This window comes from Methylomonas defluvii, assembly GCF_033949435.1.
Classification (GTDB): Bacteria; Pseudomonadota; Gammaproteobacteria; order Methylococcales; family Methylomonadaceae; genus Methylomonas; species Methylomonas defluvii.
Genome location: NZ_JAXARY010000012.1, coordinates 139859 through 163451 on the forward strand (window position 1 = coordinate 139859; position 23593 = coordinate 163451).

General features: G+C 51.7%; 19 protein-coding genes and 1 pseudogene. 5 read left to right on the plus strand and 15 right to left on the minus strand.

The genetic code is table 11. The annotated features are described in order from the left end of the window. Nucleotides 1–561, minus strand: a complete 561-nt coding sequence (locus tag QLH52_RS14160; protein ID WP_101055304.1) for a hypothetical protein — start codon at nucleotides 559–561, stop codon at nucleotides 1–3. Nucleotides 562–573: 12 nt separating this feature from the next. Next, nucleotides 574–1032 carry a hypothetical protein gene (locus QLH52_RS14165; RefSeq protein WP_033155287.1) on the minus strand — a complete coding sequence of 153 codons (459 nt, stop codon included), beginning with the start codon at nucleotides 1030–1032 and terminating at the stop codon, nucleotides 574–576. 320 nt (nucleotides 1033–1352) lie between these two features. Between QLH52_RS14165 and QLH52_RS14170 the strand changes: the two genes are divergently transcribed. Both QLH52_RS14170 and QLH52_RS14175 read left to right on the plus strand, forming a co-directional pair. Then, nucleotides 1353–2315, plus strand: coding sequence for a helix-turn-helix domain-containing protein (locus QLH52_RS14170; RefSeq protein WP_033155288.1), 963 nt, complete (start codon nucleotides 1353–1355; stop codon nucleotides 2313–2315). Between the two features lie 119 nt (nucleotides 2316–2434). Further along, the gene (locus QLH52_RS14175) at nucleotides 2435–3856 is read left to right on the plus strand and encodes an Nramp family divalent metal transporter (protein ID WP_225892873.1); all 1422 of its coding nucleotides are present in this window, start codon (nucleotides 2435–2437) and stop codon (nucleotides 3854–3856) included. A 9-nt stretch (nucleotides 3857–3865) separates the two neighbouring features. Here QLH52_RS14175 and QLH52_RS14180 read toward each other — a convergent pair whose 3' ends face one another. Together QLH52_RS14180 and QLH52_RS14185 are read right to left on the minus strand one after the other, a co-directional pair. Continuing rightward, the gene (locus QLH52_RS14180; RefSeq protein ID WP_033155289.1) at nucleotides 3866–4264 is read right to left on the minus strand and encodes a type II toxin-antitoxin system VapC family toxin; all 399 of its coding nucleotides are present in this window, start codon (nucleotides 4262–4264) and stop codon (nucleotides 3866–3868) included. Then, entirely contained in the window at nucleotides 4264–4506 is a 243-nt protein-coding gene (locus QLH52_RS14185) for a DUF2281 domain-containing protein (protein ID WP_033155290.1), read from the minus strand. Before QLH52_RS14185 ends, QLH52_RS14180 begins: the two co-directional genes overlap by 1 nt. A gap of 296 nt (nucleotides 4507–4802) precedes the next feature. Here QLH52_RS14185 and QLH52_RS14190 point away from each other — a divergent pair, with 296 nt between their 5' ends. Next, entirely contained in the window at nucleotides 4803–5075 is a 273-nt protein-coding gene (locus QLH52_RS14190) for a type II toxin-antitoxin system ParD family antitoxin (RefSeq protein WP_319961992.1), read from the plus strand. A 15-nt stretch (nucleotides 5076–5090) separates the two neighbouring features. After that, the gene (locus QLH52_RS14195) at nucleotides 5091–5378 is read left to right on the plus strand and encodes a type II toxin-antitoxin system RelE/ParE family toxin (RefSeq protein WP_319961993.1); all 288 of its coding nucleotides are present in this window, start codon (nucleotides 5091–5093) and stop codon (nucleotides 5376–5378) included. 443 nt (nucleotides 5379–5821) lie between these two features. Here the strand turns inward: QLH52_RS14195 and QLH52_RS14200 are convergent, their stop codons facing one another. From QLH52_RS14200 to QLH52_RS14245, 11 genes and pseudogenes are all read right to left on the minus strand, one after another. Continuing rightward, on the minus strand, nucleotides 5822–7003 hold the full coding sequence (locus QLH52_RS14200; RefSeq protein ID WP_319961994.1) for a PepSY-associated TM helix domain-containing protein: 1182 nt from the start codon (nucleotides 7001–7003) through the stop codon (nucleotides 5822–5824). An 18-nt stretch (nucleotides 7004–7021) separates the two neighbouring features. Then, nucleotides 7022–9451, minus strand: a complete 2430-nt coding sequence (locus tag QLH52_RS14205) for a TonB-dependent siderophore receptor (protein WP_319961995.1) — start codon at nucleotides 9449–9451, stop codon at nucleotides 7022–7024. Nucleotides 9452–9809: 358 nt separating this feature from the next. Then, nucleotides 9810–10787 carry a FecR family protein gene (locus tag QLH52_RS14210; protein ID WP_425257523.1) on the minus strand — a complete coding sequence of 326 codons (978 nt, stop codon included), beginning with the start codon at nucleotides 10785–10787 and terminating at the stop codon, nucleotides 9810–9812. Between the two features lie 135 nt (nucleotides 10788–10922). Further along, nucleotides 10923–11081: pseudogene (locus tag QLH52_RS24635) on the minus strand (FecR/PupR family sigma factor regulator); the annotation flags it as partial. A gap of 68 nt (nucleotides 11082–11149) precedes the next feature. After that, nucleotides 11150–11665 (minus strand): RNA polymerase sigma factor, encoded by a 516-nt coding sequence (locus QLH52_RS14215; protein ID WP_319961996.1) that lies wholly within the window; start codon nucleotides 11663–11665, stop codon nucleotides 11150–11152. 231 nt (nucleotides 11666–11896) lie between these two features. Next, a complete protein-coding gene (locus QLH52_RS14220) occupies nucleotides 11897–12823 on the minus strand; it encodes a LysR substrate-binding domain-containing protein (RefSeq protein ID WP_171695860.1) in 927 nt (308 codons plus the stop codon). Nucleotides 12824–13378: 555 nt separating this feature from the next. Continuing rightward, complete coding sequence (locus tag QLH52_RS14225; protein ID WP_319961997.1) at nucleotides 13379–17302, minus strand: PAS domain S-box protein; 3924 nt, start codon at nucleotides 17300–17302, stop codon at nucleotides 13379–13381. Between the two features lie 48 nt (nucleotides 17303–17350). Then, a complete protein-coding gene (locus QLH52_RS14230; protein ID WP_319961998.1) occupies nucleotides 17351–18493 on the minus strand; it encodes a response regulator in 1143 nt (380 codons plus the stop codon). Nucleotides 18494–18727: 234 nt separating this feature from the next. Then, on the minus strand, nucleotides 18728–20209 hold the full coding sequence (locus QLH52_RS14235) for an N-acetylmuramoyl-L-alanine amidase (RefSeq protein WP_319961999.1): 1482 nt from the start codon (nucleotides 20207–20209) through the stop codon (nucleotides 18728–18730). A 9-nt stretch (nucleotides 20210–20218) separates the two neighbouring features. Beyond that, nucleotides 20219–21589: a hypothetical protein gene (locus QLH52_RS14240; RefSeq protein WP_319962000.1), complete on the minus strand. Its 1371-nt coding sequence runs from the start codon at nucleotides 21587–21589 to the stop codon at nucleotides 20219–20221. A 102-nt stretch (nucleotides 21590–21691) separates the two neighbouring features. Further along, complete coding sequence (locus QLH52_RS14245; protein ID WP_205450687.1) at nucleotides 21692–22732, minus strand: M14 family metallopeptidase; 1041 nt, start codon at nucleotides 22730–22732, stop codon at nucleotides 21692–21694. A gap of 264 nt (nucleotides 22733–22996) precedes the next feature. On the opposite strand from QLH52_RS14245, the gene QLH52_RS14250 reads away from it, so the two are divergent. Beyond that, nucleotides 22997–23353 carry an Imm51 family immunity protein gene (locus QLH52_RS14250; RefSeq protein ID WP_033155298.1) on the plus strand — a complete coding sequence of 119 codons (357 nt, stop codon included), beginning with the start codon at nucleotides 22997–22999 and terminating at the stop codon, nucleotides 23351–23353. Nucleotides 23354–23593: the final 240 nt, after the last annotated feature.

A 23593-nucleotide genomic window follows, 5' to 3' on the forward strand; every position in this document is an offset into this window, starting at 1 on the left:
TCAAGCTTTGCGCTGCTTCATACCGATAAACCCGGTCAGCACCGATCCAAACAACCAAACTGCGCCAGGAACCGGCACGGCGGCTGGCGTTACCGACACCAATTCGTAGCTGTAAGATGTTGCATTGTTGGCTTTATCGAATACCGCGCCGCCGAAACCGCCAAAGCCCATGCCGCTGTAATAATCAAAGCCAGTGGTGCCAAAGTAATTGGTGGCAATCAGTTCTTGTTGCGCGCCGTTAATCTCGTCGCCGAGATACGGGCTGTTGAGGTTGTAGACCATCGCCGACAAATCAGCCAGGTTATGAGTAAACGCAGCGACGATAGAGTTACCCGAGAACGACAAAGAAAACGCCGAGATTTCATTGAAATTCATCCCGAAATTGGCGCTTCCCACGTTAATTTGCCCGGAGTGATTGGCGTCATTCACGGTAAAACTACCGGAAATGGTCGCCCCGTCGTCAAAACCGGTTTGCACAAAATTGTAAACGGCCGCGTTAGCGCCGGGCGCCAATAACGCGGCCGCAACCGCCAAGGCCAGCTTTATAGATTTAGTTGTCATAATCAGCAGGCCTTATTGCGCGGGTGTGGAGGGCAGGAACGGCGAGAAACGGGTACCGGAGGAGGTGCCCAATAAGCCGAAATTATTGGTCCATTGCCCGATAAACGATTGTTTGTCCGGGGTAAATTGCAAATCAAAGAATGATTGCACGGTGACGTTCGGCGCCGGCGAAAAATCTAATTGTGCCACGGCCGAGCAATCGGTGTTCATGGTGGCGGTACCGCTGACCGGGCCGGCGAAACCAGGGGTAATAATTCCGCTTTGCGTGGTAGTGAATGCGCATGAACCGCCGACGACGCCGTTAAGAACCGTAATTTCACACCGTCCGGTATGCAGATTAGCCAGCGCCACGCTGTTTTGATACAGCACATAGCTGCCGTTCAAATTAGCGGCGCTACAACCTGGTGCGGCTTGAACTTGGCTGGACAGCCCCAACGTGGCAGCGAGCAGTAGATATTTAAAGTTTTTCATCGTGTCCTCTCGAAAATCTTGATAGTTATTTTGTGATTGGCGAATTACCCCTAATCATTCCTGCTGATTGCGATTCCGCGCAATCTGAGGCTTAAGTAGGGAAGCAACCCAAAACTACCTATCAATCCCTATGCCACCGATTTAGTAAAACATATAAAACAACAAGATAAGAGAAAACACGCATCCAATTCGTCCGGTAAAACAGACCGATTCAAACCGATTTATGCTAAAAATTAGTGTTATGTCACAAATTATTGTAAAAGTAAGTCGTATGCCCAAAAGAGGTGGGCAAATTTTCCAGGCCAAGGACATTTCACGACATGACCGACAGAAAAAAGGCGGGATACAAAAGGCTGCACAGTGACGAATTATCTATGCAACCCGGTCAGCAACAACATTGCTGGCGTCAATCCTTACCTTCTCAGCTTGGCGAGGGCAGATCGCTAATTTTTCAGCTCGATCCGTCCCTGAGTTACATAGAAACGACCTATCACCCCCTGCACGATCTGGCGATCACCAGCAAAATCGATTTCGGCGAACCACGCCTGGTAGTAACGCTTGGGATAACCGGTCACACCCGCTTCATCGACAGCGACAAGCACGAGCTGACATTCAGCGCAGGCCATACCACGATTACCAGTTTCGACAGCAGTCACGGCGAACGCCGGTACCAAGCAAATCAGCCTATAAAGCAATTGCGTTTTTCAATCGGCAAGCGCTGGATGGACCGTTATTTGGGCGAAAATGAATCGGCATTTTTCTTCCGGAACAATGCCTTGCAACTGTTAAGCAGCCGGCCAAGCCATACTCAAAGCACGATTTCTGCCCGGCAATTACTGGGATGTGACCTCAGCGCCCCTTTAGCACCGCTAACCTTAAACGGCCATGTCATGACGATACTGGCTAACGAACTAAGCGAACTCTGCCGGCCTGAAAAATATGGCTATTCCAGATTCGATGAAGCCAGCCGGCGCATGGCGGACCAGGCTCGCGAGATCCTCGAACTGCATTACCAAGACCCACCGTCGCTGGAACAGCTGGCAAAAACGCTAGGCATCTCCCCGTTCAAGTTAAAAAATCTGTTCCAACATTATTTTAATAACTCTCCTTATGGCGTAGTGACCGAGATCAGAATGCAGCATGCTTATCGCGCATTGGCGTCGACTCGGCAACCCGTCAGCTTGGTGGCAGAGATGGTGGGTTACAGGCACACCAGCAACTTCAGCTTGGCTTTTAGTAAACATTTTGGCGTCTCACCCAAACAAATTTCCAAGAAACGCTGAAAACCCCTGGTTTTCCCATTTCCACCAGTAACACATCCTGTTGTTAACAGGATTTGCCAAATCCAAGCAAATTTGCGGAAATGGCGGCTTTTCCAACAAAGCTTTCATTTTTGCAAACCATGAACAATACCGACTTGCAATCCCTCCCCCGCCAAAGTGTCCCAGCCTTCCCCGGTTGGTGGGCGGCGCTTGGGCCCGGCGTGGTGTGGATGGCGCTAGCGCAAGGCAGCGGCGAGTTGATCTGGTGGCCTTACATGATTGCCAAATACGGCCTGACTTTTTTATGGCTGCTGGTCCCGGCCTGTTTGCTGCAATATCCGTTGAACCTGGAAATTGGCCGTTACACGATGCTGACCGGCGAAAGCATTTTCCACGGATTTATTCGTTTGCATCGCGGCTTTGGGATCTTTCTGTGGCTGCTGATGACCGTGTCGTTCTTGTGGTTCGGTGCGTTTGCTTCGGCCGGCGGCACGGCGATGGCGGAATTGACGCACTGGCCGACAGGCTGGACCCAGCGCGGGCAAAGCTTGTTCTGGGGCTATGCTTCCATTGCGGTGTTCATTACCGCGATTCTGGCCAGCGGCGTGGTTTACACCCTGATAGAGCGCTTTATGAAACTGGTCGCGGTAGTGACCGTGGTCGGTTTAATGTCAGCCTGCCTGCAAAGCGATGTGCTTAAGGCCCTGCCGACGTTTAGTTTGGGCCTGCTCGGCCCGGTCGGCGAGATGCCGCGCCCCTGGGACAGCGCCGATGCCAGCAAGTTATTAACCGCAATTACCTTTGCCGGGCTGGGCGGCTTTTGGATTTTGTTTTATTCCTACTGGTTGCGCGACAAAGGTGCGGGCATGGCCGGCCTGGTGGGTCGTATCACCGGCTTGGGAGGTGCAGAAGAAGCTGTATTGAGCGACGGCTTCCTGCCCGCCGACGAAGCGGAAAGCGCAAAAAACTGGTCGACCTGGCGACGGTTTTTAAGCGCGGACATATTGGTCGGCATTATCGGCAATCTGCTCACCACGCTGATGACCTGTCTGCTGGCTTATGCGCTGTTGTTTCCCAAAGGTTTGCTGCCGCAGGAATACGAACTGGCGGTGGTGCAAAGCCAGTTTTTTGCGGTGAGTTGGGGCGAGATAGGCCGCTTACTGTTTTTGGTGGTGGCGGCCGCGTTTTTAACCGACACCTGGCTGGCCACCGCCGACGCGGTCAGCCGTATCCAGACCGATATTATTTTGACCTTGTTTCCGAAAAGCCGCCGTCTGCCGGCCCGGCGCTGGTATTACATCTTTCTGGGCTTATTGACGGTCATCACCTCGCTGACCATGCAACTCGACGCCCCTGGCCCGCTGATTTTAACCAGCGCGATCATCGGCTTCGGCGGCACCATCATGTTCCCGGTGGCGTTGTATCTGATCAACCACAAAATGCTGCCGCCACATTTGCCGGCATGGGCCAGACCTAAAGGTAAGCCGTGGCTGTTGGGTTTGAGCTTTGTGGTGTATTTGCTGTTGGCATTGTTGTATTTAAAGGCCAGCCTTAAACTTTGAGCCGGTTCGTCACGACAGCCAATCCTCTAATTTGAGACCCGGCACCCGCTGAAATTCCCGGGTATTATTCGTTATAACCGTTAAGTCATTGGCAACAGCGATAGCGGCAATCTGCAAATCATACGGGCCTATGGGTGTCCCTTGACTAGCCAAAAAGGCCCGAATCTCACCAAAACGCTGTGTTGCCGGGCCTGCAAAGGGTAAGCTTGGTACCCATTCTAATAACGTAAGCAGGCGGGAGCGATTTTGTTCTTGCCGAACGCTTTTTGCCACACCGAACCACAACTCCGCTTCGACAGGCGCACACAGTTTTAATGATGTCCTACCTACGTGACGAACATGATTAAGCAAGTTTGGATTTTCCTTCAACAGTGCAATGGCAGCATTGGTATCCAATAAATAAGCCATCAGTCCCAAGTCTCTCTGAGTGTGTCAGTTCCTAAATCGGCATCACTAATATCATCCGGAAAATCTTCGCTTAAACCACCAGCCAATGCAGCCAGAAAGGCCGCTGTATCGTTCTTCTGCTCTGTTTGCGGCTGATCCATTGAATAACGTTGCTCCAGAAACTCGATAAAATCCAAGGCTTCGCGAGCAGCCGATTCCGGGAGATTTAAACTGTGTTTATAAATAGTTTCGGCTAGGTTCATTGGTCATTTCCTGAGCTAAGTCGGTATCACGTCTAAGAATATCCTATCCGCCAGTACTGGCAGCTACAAGCCTAAACCTATAGCGTAAATTCGTAAGAAGCACAAAGGGAATTTGCTAAAACGCGATATATTGAGGGCTTGGTAGTGTTCGCACCCTCCAAACTTGCGAGGAATCAGCGTATGGATCTAGCCAACAGAGCTTAGGTTGCAGACCAGAACCCAAAATCGGTAGTTGCTCAAGAATCATTTGCAGATAGTGTGAAACATTACTACCATCATCGCTGGAGGTAATAAATATGGCCAACGTCGAAAAAATATCTATCGCTTTAACACCCGAAATGGCGACTATTGTGCGGCAATGTGTTGAAAGCGGTGAATACGCCAGCTCCAGCGAACTCATTCGTGAAGCATTGCGTGACTGGAAAACTAAACGGTTGTTGCAACAAAGTGAACTTCAAGAACTGAAAAGTCTTTGGCAGACAGGTATTGATAGCGGCTCTGGAAAATTTACCGATATGGATGCCATTAAGATGGAGGCCAGAAAACGCCTTGCATCATCCACTAAATAATACGGCAAACTATCCATGGGTAGCGTCCAGCGTACTGCTCAATCCGAAGAAGATTTAATTGAGATATGGCTCTACATTGCCCAAGACAATCCTCCTGCGGCTGATAGAGTATTGGATGATCTGGAACAGCGTTTCATCATGCTGGCAGACAATCCCCAGATGGGTCGTTACCGTCCGGATATTGCACCGGAGCTACGGTATTTTATATCGGGCAAATACCTTATCCTTTACAGAACCCTAACCGATGGCGTGCAGATAGTTCGCGTCATTCATGGCGCCAGGGATTTACCCAACGTGATCTAGTCGCCGATGCACATTGGTATTCCGCTTCGGCTTTTGGCCTCGTGCGCAAGGCATTTAGACTGGCGCACGAAGTTTTTCGCTATCCTCGCCAGGTATAAAAGCTTGCGCGTGAACCTACATAGCCTTGCGAATCGAGCTAAAAGCCTTGCGTTCAAGGCAATTAAGCTTGGACCCGAGCCACGATAGCCTTTCGCATCAAGCTAACAGCCTTGAGGGCAAAGCATTTTGGTTGACGCCCAAGCTAACGAAGCTTTCGTGAATAGCAAAACACCATTCACGCCAGGCTACTAAGCTTAAAGTCCATATCTCCCCGCAAAAATAATGCCCTACACAGTCTAACCGTCGCGGACTTGGCCGCAATGGATTGTTGTAAACAAGATTGGGGGACTGTATATGCGCCAGCTCAAAGTACGCGGTAAATCACCTCTAGGTACGTGGGCGCCCTAGCGGCATCCGCCTCCCTCCAAGCGCTTGACGCGGCATTTCTGCAGCCAACGTATTACACCGGTGACATACAGCAACAAGGGCACGAAGCCTATTAGTAGAATGATTAACTGCCCGGTTAGGCCAAATGCCTCACCTGTATGTAATGGATAAAGCCATTCGACAAAAACATCACCACTGGATTGTGAGGATCGGTCCCGTAACGCCAGAACCTCACCACTATATTGATCGATCCAAATCCGCCGTTGCGCTTGAAGCCGATTCGGTTCACCGGGCGCTCGTTTACCAACTTCGTAACTGCCGGTTGCATCGTTTGGGAACACGATGTAACGAAAGTCGCCCTCGGGGCAATTTGCGTCAACGATCTGTTCCAGTTCGGACAAGCTGATGGTTTTGGGAGTGTCGAGATTCTGCGGCGGTCGGCTGGCATATTCCGGCCACGGCGAGGCAACCTGTGAGAATAAACCAACCAAGCCTCGGCCATAAATGGGAAATTCCAGATAAATGCCAGTCGCGACGATCACGAGCAAAACGATGCTGCCGTAGACACCACATATCTTGTGCCAGTCGTAAACCAAGCGCTCACGGCTGGTTTTAGGTTTTAAGGTCAATGCCGAGCGAAACTTGCCGGTTAGCGGCCACCAGACGATCAACCCCGCCAGTACCGACAACAACATCGCAATGCCCACCCAGCCAATCAGTGTCATTCCATTTTCGCCGAAACCCAGCGAGTAATGCAGCCGCAATACGAAATCCAGCAGCGGATCGCGCCAAATCCTGTGAAAATCGATTAGCAGACGTTGGCCGGTAACTTGCGCGCGGTAGGGATCGATGAAGATTTGGTGGCGTTCCGGATAATCCCGGCCCGGCGAAGTTTGCTCAAACCACAGCGCAAAAGCTAAACCTTCGTGCCGCGGATAATCCAGATTGATGGCTTTCGCGCCGGTCGGCAGGGCTTTGATGCCCGCCGCGACGATGGCGTCCAGTGGCGCCCGGCCAGTGGACGCTTGCCGGCTAATGGCCCTGACATCCGCGTTCAGCCACTCGTCCAGTTCATGTCCAAAAGCCAAAATACTGCCGGTCAAACCGATAATCACGAATATGGCCCCGGCAAACAAACCCAAGTAACGATGCAGGAACAGCCAGAATTTTCGGCGGTGTTTTCTTGCCGGTATCAACATAAATATAAAATGCTGAAATTAATACTCAAGACGAATCGACCCCATAAAACTTCTCGGTGCACCGATTGCGATAAAGTTGCCGCTGTTAGTGCCCCCGTAATAGCCTTTATCCAATAAGTTATCGGCATTGATTTGCGTGGTGAGTTTGGTTTTTCCAATCTTCATTTGATAGCTAGCTAGCAAACCCACTGTCATATATCCAGGCAATTGAAAAGAATTATCCGCATCGCCCTGACGCTGATCCACACCAGATACCCCGGCTCCAAACTTTAAACCGTGTAAAGAACCTGTTTGAAATTCGTAGGTATTCCAAAAACTACCTGAATGTTCGGGGGCGAGAAACAACCGCTTTCCGGTATTAGCCGGGCCGCCGTTACTGTCATTGTCTTTGGTGATTTTTGCGAAAGGCGTGTAGGCGTATGCGGCAATCATATTCCAGCCGGGCATTATCTCGCCGGACAGCTCGAACTCGACACCACGGCTTTCCGCTTCGCCGGCGGCACGTGGGAGAAATAGCGGTGCCTGAATGCCGGCTACGCGAATATTCTGTTTTGTCAGATCAAAATAGGAAATCGTACTGCTTAATCGTCCGTCAAAAAACTCGGTTTTGATGCCGGTTTCCCACTGTTGTGCTGTTTGCGGGGGTAGCCTTAAACCGTCAGATCTAAATAAGGTGCTGGAGGGGCCGAAGTTTTCAGTGTAACTTCCGTATACTGATAACCACTTCATAGGATGCCAGAGTAATCCCCCTCTTGGGCTCAGATAATCTTCATCGGAAGTCACCTTGCCAAGTATGTTATCTGATCCCTGAGCGCTGTCGTATCGAACTCCGGCCAATGCATGCAGATGGTAAGGCAACTCAATTTGATCTTGAATATATAAACCGTACCAGTCTTGGGTATAGCTGCCTTTAAATGAATTTGCGGAATCCAGCACCGGCACATTGGCTAAATATGACGGACTAAAAATATTATAACTTGGTGCGGATTGGCAGCAGTTGCCAACAAATTTATCATCAATTATAAAATGATCAAACCCAAGCAGAAGCTGATGGTGCACGCCAGCTGTATCAATTTTGCCGGACAAATTTAAGCTATTAAAATATCGACCGGAGTCATTTTCCGGCCCAAGATTCAAAAACCTGTCAACATCCCCGTTATTACTGGCGGCACCAAAAAATAAAGACATGGTGCTGAAATCATAATTTTCATAGTTAAACCGATGGCTAATTTTCCAGTTGTCATTAAACTCATGCGACCAATTAAACCCAACTAATACCCTGTCCCCTTTGTTTTTACTCAGAAGCGGCTCGTGCAAAGCGGTATTAATTGGTACATTGGCTGGACGAGTGCCAATGTTTGTAATTCCTGGATCATTGGTTTCGTCAAAGTGTTGGTATTCCAATTCAAACGTCGCTTGCGTGCGCTGACTGATATTCCATTTTAAGACCGGCGCAATGAACACGCGCTCATTGTCGACAAAATCACGGAACGATCCCGCGTTCTCGTACGACAGGTTCAACCGGTACAGCAAGGTATCGTCATTGGTTAGCGGCGCGGAGGCATCAATTGTGGTTCGGTAAAAGTCGTAAGAACCGAACTGTTGTTGAAGCGAATAATATGGCGTCGACAGCGGTTGCTTAGTAACCATATTGATAATTCCACCCGGTTCGGAACGGCCAAACAATATCGATCCCGGACCTTTCAGCACCTCTACTCGTTCAAGATTGGCCATCTCGCGCTTGGTTGTTCCGCCACCCAAAATGGTTGGCAACAACATGCCGTCTCGGTACGTAATATTGTTTTGAAATCCGCGAATAATGAATCCGTCGGTGGTCCCTTGATTTAACGAACTGGTATTAACACCGGCGACGTTGCGTACTGCTTGATCCAAACGCACTACCTGCTGATCTTCCAGTACCTGTTTCGGCACCACCTGTACCGAGAACGGTGTCTCCATAATCGGCGTATCAGTCTTAGTTGCTGTAGAAGCATTGGGCAAACGGTAATCCGGGTTATATGGATCCGTTGAATCATAAACCGCCTTCCCTACCACCTGCACCGCCGGCATGGTCTGCGGCCCTAGATTGTTGTGCAGTTCCGCCGCTCGCGGCTGCAAGGTGATAGCCCCTTCGCCGGTCGTCACGGCCTGTAGCGGCGCGTCACCCAATAATATCCTGATCGCCTCGTCGGCGGTGTAGTCGCCTTGTAGGGCGCGGCTGCGCAGATGGTCGGCAATGTCGGTGCCGTACATCAGTTGCTGCTGGCTTTGCCTGCCGAACATCAGCAAGGCCTGGTTCAGCGATTGGGCGGGGATGTCAAAATGGTGTTTGCCGGCGGCTTCGCCGAGGGCGGTTTGCGAGATCAGCGCCGCGAGCAAGGCGGCTTTGGCAGCATGGCGCCGGATTTTGCCGGCTGAGACGGGTTTGCAATGCTTTGCGTTGGACATGGATTCTCCTGGTTTCGGTCTGATTACACGGCAGCAATTGGGCTGGTGTTAGTTAAGACGGAAACTTTTTGAAAACCCACATCAGTCGGCCATTGAATTTTTTACATTGGGGGGAAATAGGCAATGGAAAATTGAATTGGCGATGGCAAAGCGGGACAGTGTTTACCTAAGTAGTTGAGACTAAATCCCCCTCGGTCCCCCTTTTTCAAAGGGGGAAGTGGACGTCGCTGGCTCGGATTCGATGGTTTTATTTCCCCTCTTTGAAAAAGAGGGGCCAGGGGAGATTTTTTAGATAAATCCCCCCTCAATCCCCTTTATGCCCCCGAGGGTACTTTTTCAAAGGGGGAAGTAACAACGTCTAGCGCAGCACCACCAAATAGGGCGTAATACTTACAATCTGCAGCTCCGGTACTGCTGCTTTCAAACTGGCGATGGCTTGATCCAGCGCGTCCAAGCGAAACAGACCGCTGATGCGTTTGTCAGCCAACGCGGTATTCAGCAACACGACGCGGCCGGGACGGTATTGGTTGATTTGGGCAATGGCATCGCTTAGCGGCAAGCCGTCGAATTGCAGATAGCCGGCCCGCCACAGCGCCATGCTGTCCGGTTGGCCGGCGCTTTTTAGGGCAATGCTGTTGGCGCCTATCGACGCCGACTGTCCCGCCGTCAGGCGTTCTTGGTGTTGCTGCCCCGCGTCTTGTATTTCAACAATCCCTTCGACCAGTTCGACTTCGGTTTGCTCGGATTGTCGCTTTACGGCGAAGGCGGTGCCCACTGCCCGCACTTCGCTGCCGGCAGCAGTGACCACGAACGGCCGTTGCGGATTTTTAGCCACGTCAAAAAAGGCTTCGCCGGCTAATAGCTCCACCCGGCGCGTGCCGGCATCGAAGTGGATGGCCAGGGCCGTGGCGGTGTTGAGCATTACTCGCGAACCGTCGGCCAAGGTCACGCTGCGCTGCTCGCCCTTACCGGTGAGATAGTCTGCCCGCCAGAATGCCGGCGGATACAGCGCGGTGAGCGTGACTGCCAGCATTGCACAGCAGGCGACAGCCAAACGGAAAGATCGGCCACGGTGGCGGGTTCTGGTATTGACCCGGACTTTAAAATCCCTGGGGCTGTCATTTCCGCGTCGACGGGAATCCAGCATGGCAACCGGACTTGCGGCCAGCGCATCCGCTGCCTTAGCTTGCCTGCCGCCTCGCCCTGGAGACTGTCGTAAAAGCTCGCTTTCTTCTCGGGACGACTGCATCGATACAGAAGATAGGGTAATGTCGGGATCGATTACCGAGAGGCTTGGAGCGAGGGAATCAAAATGCGTCAAAGCGTTAGTTTGCATCCCCTCACCCTGCCCTCTCCCAGAGAGAGAGGGTTGTATTTTGGCTGCTAAGCTTCCCTCCCCCGGCAAGGGTTGCGCACCGGGAATGCTGCGGCGGCCGCGCAGTTGTCCCAAACCTGCCCACAGCGCTTGGGCGCGTTGCCACGCTTGTTCGTGGGCGCTGTCGGCGGCGCGCCAGGCATTCAGCTCTTGCCGCGCGGACGTGGAAAAATCACCGGAATGCAATTGGCTTAACCAAGCGCAAGCCTGTTCCAGCAAACGCTCGGCATCATCCGGCATCGGTTCGGTGGACATGGTTAATTCCTGGTTAAACGGTGGGGGAGATATATCATAGACGAGGCCGGAGGCCTAAACCACAGTCGCTATTCGAATCCATCCAGGGTTTTAGCACACTGCAGCAATGCCCTTTTGATGTTCTCTTCGACGGTGCGAACCGAGATATTCAGGGTTTCGGCGATTTCGCGCTGCTTCAGGCCTTCGAAGCGGTTCAGGTAAAAAATGCGTTGGCACAACGGGGACAGGCTGCTCATGCCCTCTATCAGGCGGTCCAAATCCTCCTCGCCCAGCGCCACGGTTTCCGCGCAGCGCAGGTCTTCCACTTCCGGCGGCGTATCGTCCGGCCACGACACTAGCGTGGCATGGCGCACGGTTTGACTGCGATAGTAATCAATCACCAGATTTTGCGCGGTACGGAATAGATAGGCTTTTAGATTGCCGACGTTACCCAAGTCCTCGCTGCGGCATAAGCGCACGAACGCTTCCTGGCAAATGTCGGCGGCGGTTTCCCGGCAGCGTACACGCGAATACAGCACAGTCTCCAACTCGCCGTGGCAACTGACGTATAGCTCTTGGAGAGATTGATGGGCTGGAAAAGACATTTGCCGGCTTAAGGGTTTCGGTATCAGGGCTTAAACCGAAAGTAACCAGCAAATTTAAAGCCGGACTAGAAATATTTTGCGCAATCAAACAGCTAGAAAATTGGCAAGACGCCAAATCCGATAGTTTTTTATTAATCTATGTTAAATAAAGCTGATCTAGCCCCCCGTTTCACACATATTTGCTACACCTAACCGACAGAGACGGCCCACCCACAGCCATGGTCCGACAGCTTAACATTCGTCAAACCCCTCGCCTCTTTCCCGGCTTTTCCGCGCGGCTTCCGCCAGCAATTCATCGATAAAATATCGACAGTAATTGGGTACGTACAGTTGTTTCAGGTAAGCAATCTTAGTTGTGGAACTGGGTATCAAGCCCGACAGGTCTAGAGCGACCAAATCGGCATCCTTGCTGGCTTCGTAAGCCGTACCGGCAATAATCCCCACGCCCATTCCCAAACGCACATAGGTTTTTATCACATCGGAATCGGCCGCCGCCAAGGTAATATCCAGTGGTAAATGGGCGTTATGAAAGGCTTTTTCTATCGTCGAGCGACCGGTAAAACCAGGGGTGTAAGTCAAAATCGGCTCAGCTGATAGCCGTTGCAGGCTTATTTCGCCTTCCGCCAGCCGGTGACCGAGTGGCACCACGGCAACGTGATGCCAGTGATAACAGGGCTTGACCACTAATTTGTCGTCTTCGTCCAGTTTTTCGGTGCAGATGGCGATGTCGGCTTGATGCCTATGTAACAAATTAATCAGATTATCCGGCGACGATTGCACCATATAGATTTTAATGCCCGGATATTTGCGCCTAAACCGGCCTATCGGTTCCGGCAGTAAATATTTAGCCTGCGTATGAGTAGTCGCTATCCGTAAGGTGCCGTTACTATTTTCCAGAAAGTCGTCGGCAATCAGTTGGATATTTTTTTTAGCCTGATTGATTAAATCCACTTCTTCCATGATCTTTTCGCCCAAGGGCGTCAGACCCGTCAGCTTTTTTCCCTGTCTGACGAACAGCGGCGAGCCCACTTCTATTTCAAACAACTGGAGTTGCCGACTGACCGCCGACTGCACCACGTGCATTTTTTCCGCGGCTTTGCTCAAGTTGCAATCGGTTTCCTGCAAAACTCGCAGCAATTCCAATTGATTAAGATTCATAGGCGTGCTCCTAAAAAAATTCCGGGATTCAAAGCAAAATTTTATTACTAACCTATACTGTAATTCGACGTTGCAATGACAATCTATTCTTTCGATATAAAAATCACATTATATCGTTTTAATTTAGAGGTTCCGTTCATTAACATGACAAATCGACCAGGTGATTTTGTCGGCTTTTGTTAGTGAGAGGCAAACCTCCTCCTAGCGACAGGGATGTTTTGATGGCGGGTTGCATAGACCCGCCATTTTTTTCGTCACCAGTCTGAGCACATCGGGGCAATCAAGCGATGATTATTAACCCGGCCACTAACTACCGTTCGCCTTAATGCCCTTGCGGGTACAGAACCTGCGGAATGCAAACCAGCCGGGGCTTCAACGAGCTCAGCCTTTATGCCCCTGAGGATACGAAAGGGATAACGGTGTGCAATATAGGACCGAGAAATCCTTTCCTGGGATGATGACGAGCGGTCGCCCCTTAAATTTCGCCACTACCGTGAAAGCGGCCTCTCCGAGGCTGCGAACGAATTGGCTGATGGCAAAATAGTTTCGGAGACCCTAACCAGCGACAGTCCGTTTACGCTGCAACTCCGCCAGAGTCGTTTCCAGCGCATTGGCCAAAGCCTCCGCCAGCACCATCGCCTCATCGGCTTGATCCTTGGCGGCCAACTCGGCTTGCTGCGCCAAGCTTTGTATTTGCTGAATCTCGAAAATGCCGGCAAAACCTTTCAAATTATGCGCGACAAATTTAATGGCGGCATAGTCGCGCTGCTGAGAGGCCAGTCTTAGTTTATCGACATTCGCCTGCTGCGCGCCGTCCAGCGCATTGTCAATCAACTTGTCTATAAAGGCCTGACGACCATCAAAACGTTGCTGCAAGGCCACCCAATCGATCAAGCCTTCAGTAATTACCGCCGCCATTGGCTCATTTGCTGTTTCCGGATTTTCGATTACAGCTGCGGCGCCTTTTCCGCTTACTTCGTCAGATACTTTGATCACGGAGACATGCTTCCGCAATGCAGCGACCAGGGCGTTGGCATCGATCGGTTTGGTAACGCGATCCCGCATGCCCGTTTCCAGGCAGCGTTGCCGCTCTTCGGGCATGGCGTGAGCAGTCAAACCGATGATTGGTAAATCCGGGGCAATTTCCAGAATACGCCGCGCCGCCTGATAGCCATCCATCACCGGCATCTGAATATCCATCAACACCGCGTCGAAACCGGCATAGCCGACTTCTTCCAAGCGATCCAGCGCCTGTTGGCCATTTTCAGCAAAAGTCACGTGCGCGCCTTCGTGGCTCAGCAAATCCTCCAACACCAATCGATTTAAAGCGACATCTTCCGCCGCCAATACTCTAAAGCCGCGCAGACGCCCGCCATTATCCTGATGATAATTGACCGAATGCTCGACACCGGCATCCGTGGCCGGTAGCGGTACAGTCAGGGTGAATTTGCTGCCTGCGCCCAAGGTACTTTTAACGACAATATCGCCGCCCATCAAGTTGGCAAGATCCCGGCTAATCGCCAAACCTAAACCACTGCCGCCGAATTTACGGGTGGTAGAGTTGTCCGCTTGCTGGAAAGCGGTAAATAGGCGACCAATCTGCTCGGCGGTCATGCCGATACCGCTGTCCGTGACGCTGATGTCCGTCATATCTTTCTGCCGATAAATTTCCAGGCTGACATAGCCATGATCGGTAAACTTCACCGCATTTGACAATAAATTGACCAAAATCTGCCTTAAGCGCAACGGATCGCCATTGACCCATTCCGGCAAATCTTGGGGACGATGCACTATTAAATCGAGTTGCTTTTCCTTGGCACGCATATCCACCAGACTGAGGGCGTCTTGTATCAAAGCATCCAGACGAAACGGATGCTCGTCTAAGGTCATCTTGCCGGCCTCTATTTTGGAGAAATCCAAGATGTCGTTGACCACACTGAGTAAATGCATGCCGGCATCATGAATACGGGCGCTGTTTTCCTGCATATTGCGCCCGGCATTGTCGCGCAGGTTCATTTTGGCCAGGCCGATAATGGCATTTAATGGGGTACGAATTTCATGACTCATATTGGCAAGAAACTCGCTTTTCATATGCACCAGGTGTTCGGCTTCCAAACGCGCGGCTTCGTGCGCTTGCTCTACCGCTTTGCGATGGCTAATGTCACGCATAACCCCAATGTAAGTGCTACCAAAATCGTCCATCAATTCGTTGACGCTCAACTCTATCGGCACCAGCAGCCCATCCTTACGCTTGCCTTCCACTTCGATTCGCCGGCCGATCATCACCCGTTCCTTGATATTGTCCAGATGCCGGCGCAAATAACCGTCATGCTCGGAATAGTAAGGCTCCGGCATCAACATCTTCACATTTTGCCCCAATAACTCGTCTTCCTCATAGCCAAACAAATCGCTAATGGCGTCGTTAACCAGCAGCATGATGCCTTTGTTATCAATCAACACCACGGCATCGGACATGGTCCGCAGTACCGCCCTAGTCCTGGCTTCGCTGGTCATCAGTGCCGCTTTGGCACGTTTTTTTTCGCTGATGTCGCGCACCGTGGCTTGCAGCACAATTTCGTTGTCGATCTCCACCCGGCTGAGTTGCACTTCGGCGTAAAAGGTTTCGCCGGTTAAGCGTTGGTGCAACCATTCGAAGATCACCGAGCCTTCGGCGATGGCCTGCTCGAGCTTTTCATTGGCCAGCTCGGCGGATGATAGGCCGTTTGGTTGAAATTCCGGCGACAATGAGGCCGGGGTTTGCGCTAAAAACGCTTGTTCATCCCGGCAAGCAAACAGATTGAGTGCCGCTGGGTTAACCGAGATAAAGCCACGGCTGGCACTGAGGGTCATCAGCGCATCCCGCGACGATTCGAACAGCGCCCGATGCCGCTGTTCGCTGGCTTGCAAAGTTTGTATGGCCTGTTTTTGCGCGGAAATGTCTCTGATAAAGGCGCTGAACTCGACAGCATTTGCCAATTTATTAGGGGTGATGGCCAATTCAATCGGAAACTCATGCCCGTCACGGTGCAGCGCCACCACTTCAATTCGCTGATTTAACACCGTTCCGCGCCCGGTATCCAAATAGCGCCGTATGCCTTGCTGATGAGCTTGTTGGTAACGCTCCGGAATAATCACATCATGCAACAAGCGGCCCAAGACTTCGGTGGCCGGCCAACCGAATATCTGTTCGGCCTGGCGATTCCAGCCATTGATAAAACCATCGGCATCCATCTGCACCAAAGCATCCAACGCGGTATCGACAATACTGCGGATGCGGATCTCGTCCTCGCGCCTCGCAGCCAACAGCGCCGCAAAGCCATCAGCCATCTCGTTAAAGCTCTCCGCAACCTGCCCGATTTCATCACGCAGGGTTAACGGCATTCTTTGCTGAAAATCGCCGCCGGCAAACGCTTTTGCCGTTTTCGCCAGCCTCTCCACGTATCGGCTCACTGCAAGATGCGCGCCAATCGCAAAGTAAATGATCAGCATAAATATAAAGCCGGGGATGCCGATACTCAGCGCTAGCGTGGTTTTCGCCACGCCAATTCTGGCCTCGATCAGTTGTTCGGCGGCAGGGATAAAACTGTCGTAAATTTCCGCATACGCTGTATCCAGCGCTAAGGTAACGGTGGAATGAAAGTATTCCGGATTGATGGAGAATTTTTCCTCCACAATATCGGCAATGACATGCTGAGTAATCAGCCTGGCTGCGTTGACAATATTTTCCCTGGTGGTGGCGAGTATTGGGTGCAATTCCGGTTTATAGCGTTTAAAATCATGAGTCGTTTCTTCAATGACCCTGATGCCGGATTCGATTCTGTCCTTAATCAGGTAAATTTCGATTTTTTCCTGAGCGCTAATCTGCTTTTTGGCCAGTATCCCAATGCCATACGCACGCAATTGCGCAACGCCTTCCAGGGCCTTTGGCATTTGCTCGGTTACCAGCATGATCAGATGGTAGGAATCCAGATTCGAGTCGGTGAACAACAAAGATTCCTCGCCAATCAGTTCTTCTAAATCCAATAACTTCTCGACCAAACGGCTGTGTAAGCGGTAGCTTTCTTCAATGCTTTGGTTGGCGGCGTTTTGCCGGAGTTGCTCCCAATCGTTTTTTATATCCGCGTATGCCGCAGCGGTCAACGAATCCGCCGCCAGCGTTGGCCCCAAAGCCGATAAGGCCGCAGCGACTTTGGCTTCCGATACGTCAAGTTTATCCCGCAAACTCTCTATGCCGCCGAGCACCGCCACGGTAATACCGCGATGCTGCTGCACAGATTGCATGGTCTGCGTAATATGCTTGATTTGTAACAGTCCCTGCAGCTCGCGCTCTGAATCCAATATCACCCGGTTCAGACTTTGATACAGAGCGTAAAACACCACGGCAACCGCCAGCAACGACAGAAAACCTATCACCACAAACTTCTTGCTGAAACTCAATCGATTCATCAGCGCCACGGCGGGCGAAAACAAAGCTTGCATAGGCAATCCTCGATGCGAATATTAGATCGGTAGCGATTCGGACGGGAGTTAGCGGCGATCTTGGGCCGATAACAGCAAGGCTTTTTGTTTTTCGACAATTTTGTTCAAACGTAAGGCCAGCCTGTTATCGTTCTCGAACAGGTTGTCCATTTGCGAAGTGAGTTCGTCCACGTAACCATGTAGCAAAAACTCCTGGCTATCGGTCAACCCCAAATGAATAAAGGCGCTTTCCATGTTCATTTTGTGCTGTTCGGCTAAATTCACCATCTGCGAGTGATTACTTTGTTGATTGGCCTCGATTTCGATCAATAAATCGGTCAACTCTCTCACGCCTTCCAGGCGGGCATTCGCTTCCTGTAGGCGTTGTTGTTCGCTGATCATGGCTTCGATACGGGCACCGGCACCTTCGGCAAGTATCGCCAGATGATCGCGCAATCGGCCAATCGCATCCGGATCGTCGGTATCCAGGCCGGTCACCAATAGCGTTACGTGCGGAAAATTAAACACCAAGCGATCACCAGCCTGATAAATCCGGCCCAACTTAGCCACGTAGGTAAGGATGGAGGCTTCGAGCGGCGTACAGATTGTTTCCGGACTAAAGTCGTATTCGTTCACGGTATCGGTCAATTTCACCAAACCGTTTAGATCGTATTGCTGCAAGGTCTCGATTAACAAACTACCCAATTGCTGAAACGTATTGCATTGAAACGATGAGCGTAAGAACTGCAACACCGTGCCGGTTTCGCCCAAACTGGACATAGCGGTAAATGCGGTTTTTTGCGCATAAGACAGTTGCGATTGCAGTTGCCGTTTTTGCTGCTCGGCTTCGATGGCCAAATCGACCTTGCGCAGAAGCACGTCTTTTTTGGCATTTTTCGGAATAAAATCGTTACCGCCGGCATCGAACGCGGTCAGTAAAATCTCCAGATCGTCGTGGGCAGACACAAACATGACCTGCACATCGTCATTGCCGTCAGCGCGAATCTGCCGACATACCTCGATACCGCTGAGGCCCGGCATTTCAATATCCAACAAAATCAGATTGGGGGCCAAATCCATGGCGGCCAAACATTCCTCGCCATTGGCAAACTCGTGGAGTTGATAGCCATGCCCCTGCAATTGGTCGGTTATGACCAAACGCAACAGAGCATCGTCATCCACTACAAAAATACAGAACGGTTTTTCGGGCATGATATTTCCTGGGTTGCTGGATTTGCGGGTGAGGCGATAGCGTGTGCCAAATAAGCATAGCGGTCCGGGCCAAAATTGCCCGACCGCTTACTTAAACCATCTTAACAGCCGCAGCGAACATTCATGCCGGCGGCCGGGCAGAACTGTGACGGCCGCATCGGTTGTGATAATAAGCTTGTGATAAGGCGCCAAAAATACCTGATCACCAGCGGGATTGGCGTATACAAGCGCGAATCAGGCGCCGTGCGCATTGGCAATAGCCAACGCCGCCCAATCGAAGGCCGGGCCTATATCCCATTTATCGCTACGAAAATTCACATGACTGGCGATACCGGAATAACTTTGGAAAAAATCCAGATCGCGTTCGAATTGCTTGGCTTTGGGAGGCAAGGTTTTCGGTATGGAGAATCGCCCGCATAAATCGTTCAGCAGCAAGCGAATCGCTCCTACCTGCTGCGCGGGAAAAGTAGCGAAATACTGCTCGCCCCGATAGCTGGTTTGCCTATATTTATCGGTTTGGGTTTTGTCGCAGTATTGAGTACCGAATAACTGGGTTTGGCCCCGACGCGGCGGCCACCAATTCAAGACTTCCGGATTATCCGGCGCCGGCCGCAATGGCCCGACATTGGCAATTTCTATCGCTATCGAGCGCTGATCCAGCCGGCCGTTAAATCCCTTCACCCCCAGATGATAAGCCCACTGCGTCGGATCGAACACTTCATAGACCGTGCCGTCGACATCCACCAGATAAGCTGCGGCGATATGTTGGGCATCGCCGATCCAGGTATCGAACGCCGACTTGGCAGACGAACCCGCCGTGAAGTGCAAAACAATCAGATCTTTTTTCGGCCGCTCGGGAAAAAACTGCCCAGCCGGCAAACGGAATCGGGAGCGATTGATCTGCAAACCTGCAGCCGTAGCGGCAGCTTGGTCAATGAGCAGCATAGTATCGGTGCTCGCCTCGTCTTCGTTCGGCGTTAGCAATATCCGCGGATTGGGCCGATCTGTGGCCCCCGCCCAGAAAAAACAATTGTCTTTATCCTGATACCAATAGCCGTTGCCGGACACCACATCACCCGCCGTAAAGCTGACAACCTCGACTTTACTGCCGGCATCCAAGACGCGCAGCACCGGTGCGCTGACAGACGCGCTACTGCGGAGATTTACTTTACTCAGCAAGCCGATTGGCTTGCCGGCCACTAAATTGGTTGCCGGATCCGGCACCGCAGTGGCAATCAGCTGGGCAATATCGACATTGGCAGCGGGACAGTTTACCGAGGCGCGAATCGCGCTATGCGACAACACATGATCCGCATCGACGCTAATCCGCCAGCGGTCGGCAATTTCCCTGATTAATTTCGAGCATGCCGCTAATTGCGTGGCCGTAGGCGGGCCAAGCACCGACACTTCTAAGGCAACACCAATCGAGAAAAAATTGGGATTGGTGTTGGGCCGCTGCTTGATAAATTCGGCAGCCGGATTGACCACCAAACCGGCATGAAATGCCGTGTCGGCTTCCTGGACGTATTGATGAATCTCACCGTTGTTGCCGATGGCATAATGCACAGACTGCAACGTGCCCGGCTTGTTGTAGCACATAGCGGCATTCGCCAAAGTGCTATCAGTCGTATGCAAAACTATAATTTCCGGTTTGAAGCCAGCCGGGCGACCGACCCGAAAATTACCCGGCGCGCAGCCTATCCATTGCTTATCCATACGGCCTCCTCAGCCCTGCGCCTTCAGATCGCCACGTTCGCCGTGTAACGGATTGGATGCCGGCAAAGTGCCGGGGGTTTGAGGTTCGCCGCCCGCAGTCTGCGTGGTTTGGCGAATAGCTTTCTGCTCATCATCTTTGCGGGCAAGGCCGGAGCGCAATTGCACCAGCTTACTCAAAGCGTTATACCAAAACGGCCCGCCCAGACTCAGTAGAAAAATCGACAGAATCAAACCGGGAATGCTTACCAGTTTCCAATGCTTGCACCAACTCTCCCGATCAACAGGCAAACTGATCAAGCCCTGTTGAGCTAGAAAATTCAGATAATACTTTTGCTTTTCCATCTCGAGGCCTTCTTTGGCTTTAACAGTCTCGTCAGCCGAGGTCTCGGTATCCTGCTCTCCGGTAGCTTTGGCGGTAGCCGGTTGAACCGCCTCTTTTATTTGCTGATCTTCCGTTAGCGAAGGGGCCAATGCCACAAAAGTCGCGCGCATTTGCTCGTCCATGGACAGCCGATTGATCAAATACACGGTGTCCAACTGCAACGCAATCGCTACCAGGGTGGCGCTGATCACGCTGACTACGCGGGTAGTAGCGATAAATCTGACACTGACCCGGTCAAGCAAATGGTCGAAATTCAAACAAATGTTCGCCAGAAAATCGCTGGATGCTTCTTGTAGCAAGGCATTGGCCTCGCGCACGTCGTGCGCCAGTTCCGGGTTGGATTTTTCAAATTCCAGCGCCAGCATCCGCGCATTTTTTAAGGTAGCGGCCGGATCTTCGATACCATTGTCGTGCAATACCGATTTCAACTTGTCCAGCAGATCGATTTGTCCGGCGACGATTTTCTCCAACTGCTGAAACTGTTGTTTTTTGGTTTCGGCCTTTTCTTTTTTGATCTTGGCAAGCAAAGCTTCAATATCCAGGCGCTTAAAAAACAGCGGATATTCCAGGAGTTTGCTTTCCAACGCTTCCGTGGCCTGGCCAACATTGATGGTTTTATTGGCTAGCCTGGCTTTGATCTGTTCAAATTCCGTTTTGATCGACACATCGTAGCCAGCCGCTAAATCCAGCAAAATCTTGATAAATTCTTCGCGATGGATCACTTCGCCGAACTGAAAAAATTGCAACCACGCCGGCAGTCGGCAGCGACAGCGGCCGCCGATAGTCCGTTGCGTCAGGGTTAAGGCGGCGATGGCCTCGGCCTCGGTTCGGGAAAAGCGGGCATCCAACAATTCCAGCAAGTCGGCCAAACCGGTGCGCAGATTGCGGCCGCGGCTGGCCAGTAAATTCAAAATGCCCTGACTGATTAAGGTCACCGCCATGCTGACGATCAACATCACCACCGATAAACCCAGTAACACGTCGAGTGACTTCAACATTATTCTTCTCCTTTGGAAGGCCGTTGCGGCCGAATGAATCTAACATTCCCGCAAAGGCGGCGTCCAGGATTTTGGCTCTGCCGATCCAGCAGCAGCACAAACTCAAATGCCAGTCTCCACAGCCAAACGCTCCATCAAATAACACAAACAGTCCTGGCGGATGACTCGTGCGTCCAGCGTTAGCATGGACGGCATTGTTTGCCGAGTGATTTGCACTTGGCCATCCGTAACAGTCAGGAATTGCTCCGTAACCGGCTTACCGTCGTTGTCTTTGGCAATCAAGGGCATCCTGGCGCAGTCGGTTGTGCCCAACACCGTACCGGCCGGAATCTCCGTGAAATTCAGACTTTCCAATTCCGGATCAAGAAGCAGATCGGCAGTGGCATCGCTAAAGCTATAACGGACATTTTCGGCAACAGTCACTTGCGCCACCGTGTGATAAATATCCACATCCTGCTTCGCGACTGGTTGGGCCGGAAATTCATGCAAGTGCAGGCAACTGTCCAGAAATTGAAAAGCATGTTCGGTACCGTGCGGCTGGCCGGGACGGCCGCATTCCAAGGTCACCGCCGGGCAAAACTCGGCAAAGGCGCTGGATTGGGTACCCTTGGGATGGGTGAAATACACCAGCAAACGGCCGAACAGCGCACCCAGATGCAGAAAATCCTTATCCAATTTGTTGATGCAGGCGTAATGCGGATTCAGGCCGGTATTGTTATGCACATCCACACTGGCAAACACCTTGCGTTCACGCATAATCTGGCAGATCTGCGCCGCCCAAACCGTCTCCGGCGACTCGGGTAGCGCTGTGCCGGGCCAGATGCGGTTGAAATCCGGCTGGCCATCCAGCCGTCTTAGGTTAAAACGCGCCGCCTGGGTATTACCGAAAAACAGCGTCAAGCCGCGCGGCAAGCTTTGGCCGTGATATTTTTGCAGCAGCTTTTGTACTGCCAGAAAGCCGGTGAATTCGTTGCCGTGCAGCAGCACCGAGACGAATAACGTTTCCGGGCGTTTGCCGGGGAGGTGGAATAGTGTTGGTTCGGCGATTAGGGTGTGTAGGTTATTAACCGAAATATCCAGCAAACCGTTTGGCAGGCTGTCGAATTGTTTGGGGATGCAATTGGCGCGTGAAATCTGTGGCATAACGAATTTAACTGATTTGCTTGGAGCGATTCTATCGTTATTTTCAGGCTGACATAAATGAAACCGGGAAAACCACCTATGCTTACCCGGCCACAGCCTTATTAACCCGGCCCTATTTATCTCTGGTGCCCCGTTAGGGCTGAGCTCGTCGAAGCCTGAGGTGGCTGGCCCTTCGTTAAACTCAGTATCCTCAGGGCAAAGGCGAATGGCATTTCCGATCTACGCACCCGCTACATTTCACTAAATTTACATCCCGAGGTCCTTATGGATAAAGACAATACAGACAAGACTACCTATGCGCCGTTCATTCTTCTGGACTCGGGAGAATACCGGTCTCTAATACTTTCCGACCAGGATATGGTTGAGAAATTGCATGTATTCGAAGAGCGGGCTGACGAAGGCTGGAATGGCAACGGTTACGACTGGAACTCAATTGCTCAAGTCATACTATTCGAACAACTGCCCGATTTACAAGATGAGCTCGATTTCGATCCGGAGGCGGGAATGTTTTCCGCACAAGGATCACGTTCCGCGCTGGAACGTCTCGGAAAAGCAATGTCATTGGCCTTTAACAACGAAGAGGTACTTCGAGATCTGCTGTCACGGGCTGAACTTGATTGATCGGTTGGCGTAGAACAGTTGTTTATCATTCCCACGCTCCAGCGTGGGAATGTAGCCCGCACCGCTCCAGCGGTACGCACCAGGACGCTGGAGCGTCGAGCCCCTGTTCCCACGCCGGAGCGCTCATCGTTATACACAAGTCTCCCAACGACTAAACTACCAGGAGGCATGAGGCATATAGATGATGGAGAACAGCGATGAGCAATTGGGCCGAAGAAGAAGTACAAACCGCTGATTTGG

Excerpts from the sequence above, each read along its gene's own strand:
- QLH52_RS14160 (WP_101055304.1), bottom strand. The coding sequence starts at position 561 with ATGACAACTAAATCTATAAAGCTGGCCTTGGCGGTTGCGGCCGCGTTA.
- QLH52_RS14165 (WP_033155287.1), bottom strand. The coding sequence starts at position 1,032 with ATGAAAAACTTTAAATATCTACTGCTCGCTGCCACGTTGGGGCTGTCC.
- QLH52_RS14170 (WP_033155288.1), top strand. The coding sequence starts at position 1,353 with ATGACCGACAGAAAAAAGGCGGGATACAAAAGGCTGCACAGTGACGAA.
- QLH52_RS14175 (WP_225892873.1), top strand. The coding sequence starts at position 2,435 with ATGAACAATACCGACTTGCAATCCCTCCCCCGCCAAAGTGTCCCAGCC.
- QLH52_RS14180 (WP_033155289.1), bottom strand. The coding sequence starts at position 4,264 with ATGGCTTATTTATTGGATACCAATGCTGCCATTGCACTGTTGAAGGAA.
- QLH52_RS14185 (WP_033155290.1), bottom strand. The coding sequence starts at position 4,506 with ATGAACCTAGCCGAAACTATTTATAAACACAGTTTAAATCTCCCGGAA.
- QLH52_RS14190 (WP_319961992.1), top strand. The coding sequence starts at position 4,803 with ATGGCCAACGTCGAAAAAATATCTATCGCTTTAACACCCGAAATGGCG.
- QLH52_RS14195 (WP_319961993.1), top strand. The coding sequence starts at position 5,091 with ATGGGTAGCGTCCAGCGTACTGCTCAATCCGAAGAAGATTTAATTGAG.
- QLH52_RS14200 (WP_319961994.1), bottom strand. The coding sequence starts at position 7,003 with ATGTTGATACCGGCAAGAAAACACCGCCGAAAATTCTGGCTGTTCCTG.
- QLH52_RS14205 (WP_319961995.1), bottom strand. The coding sequence starts at position 9,451 with ATGTCCAACGCAAAGCATTGCAAACCCGTCTCAGCCGGCAAAATCCGG.
- QLH52_RS14210 (WP_425257523.1), bottom strand. The coding sequence starts at position 10,787 with ATGCAAACTAACGCTTTGACGCATTTTGATTCCCTCGCTCCAAGCCTC.
- QLH52_RS14215 (WP_319961996.1), bottom strand. The coding sequence starts at position 11,665 with ATGTCTTTTCCAGCCCATCAATCTCTCCAAGAGCTATACGTCAGTTGC.
- QLH52_RS14220 (WP_171695860.1), bottom strand. The coding sequence starts at position 12,823 with ATGAATCTTAATCAATTGGAATTGCTGCGAGTTTTGCAGGAAACCGAT.
- QLH52_RS14225 (WP_319961997.1), bottom strand. The coding sequence starts at position 17,302 with ATGCAAGCTTTGTTTTCGCCCGCCGTGGCGCTGATGAATCGATTGAGT.
- QLH52_RS14230 (WP_319961998.1), bottom strand. The coding sequence starts at position 18,493 with ATGCCCGAAAAACCGTTCTGTATTTTTGTAGTGGATGACGATGCTCTG.
- QLH52_RS14235 (WP_319961999.1), bottom strand. The coding sequence starts at position 20,209 with ATGGATAAGCAATGGATAGGCTGCGCGCCGGGTAATTTTCGGGTCGGT.
- QLH52_RS14240 (WP_319962000.1), bottom strand. The coding sequence starts at position 21,589 with ATGTTGAAGTCACTCGACGTGTTACTGGGTTTATCGGTGGTGATGTTG.
- QLH52_RS14245 (WP_205450687.1), bottom strand. The coding sequence starts at position 22,732 with ATGCCACAGATTTCACGCGCCAATTGCATCCCCAAACAATTCGACAGC.
- QLH52_RS14250 (WP_033155298.1), top strand. The coding sequence starts at position 22,997 with ATGGATAAAGACAATACAGACAAGACTACCTATGCGCCGTTCATTCTT.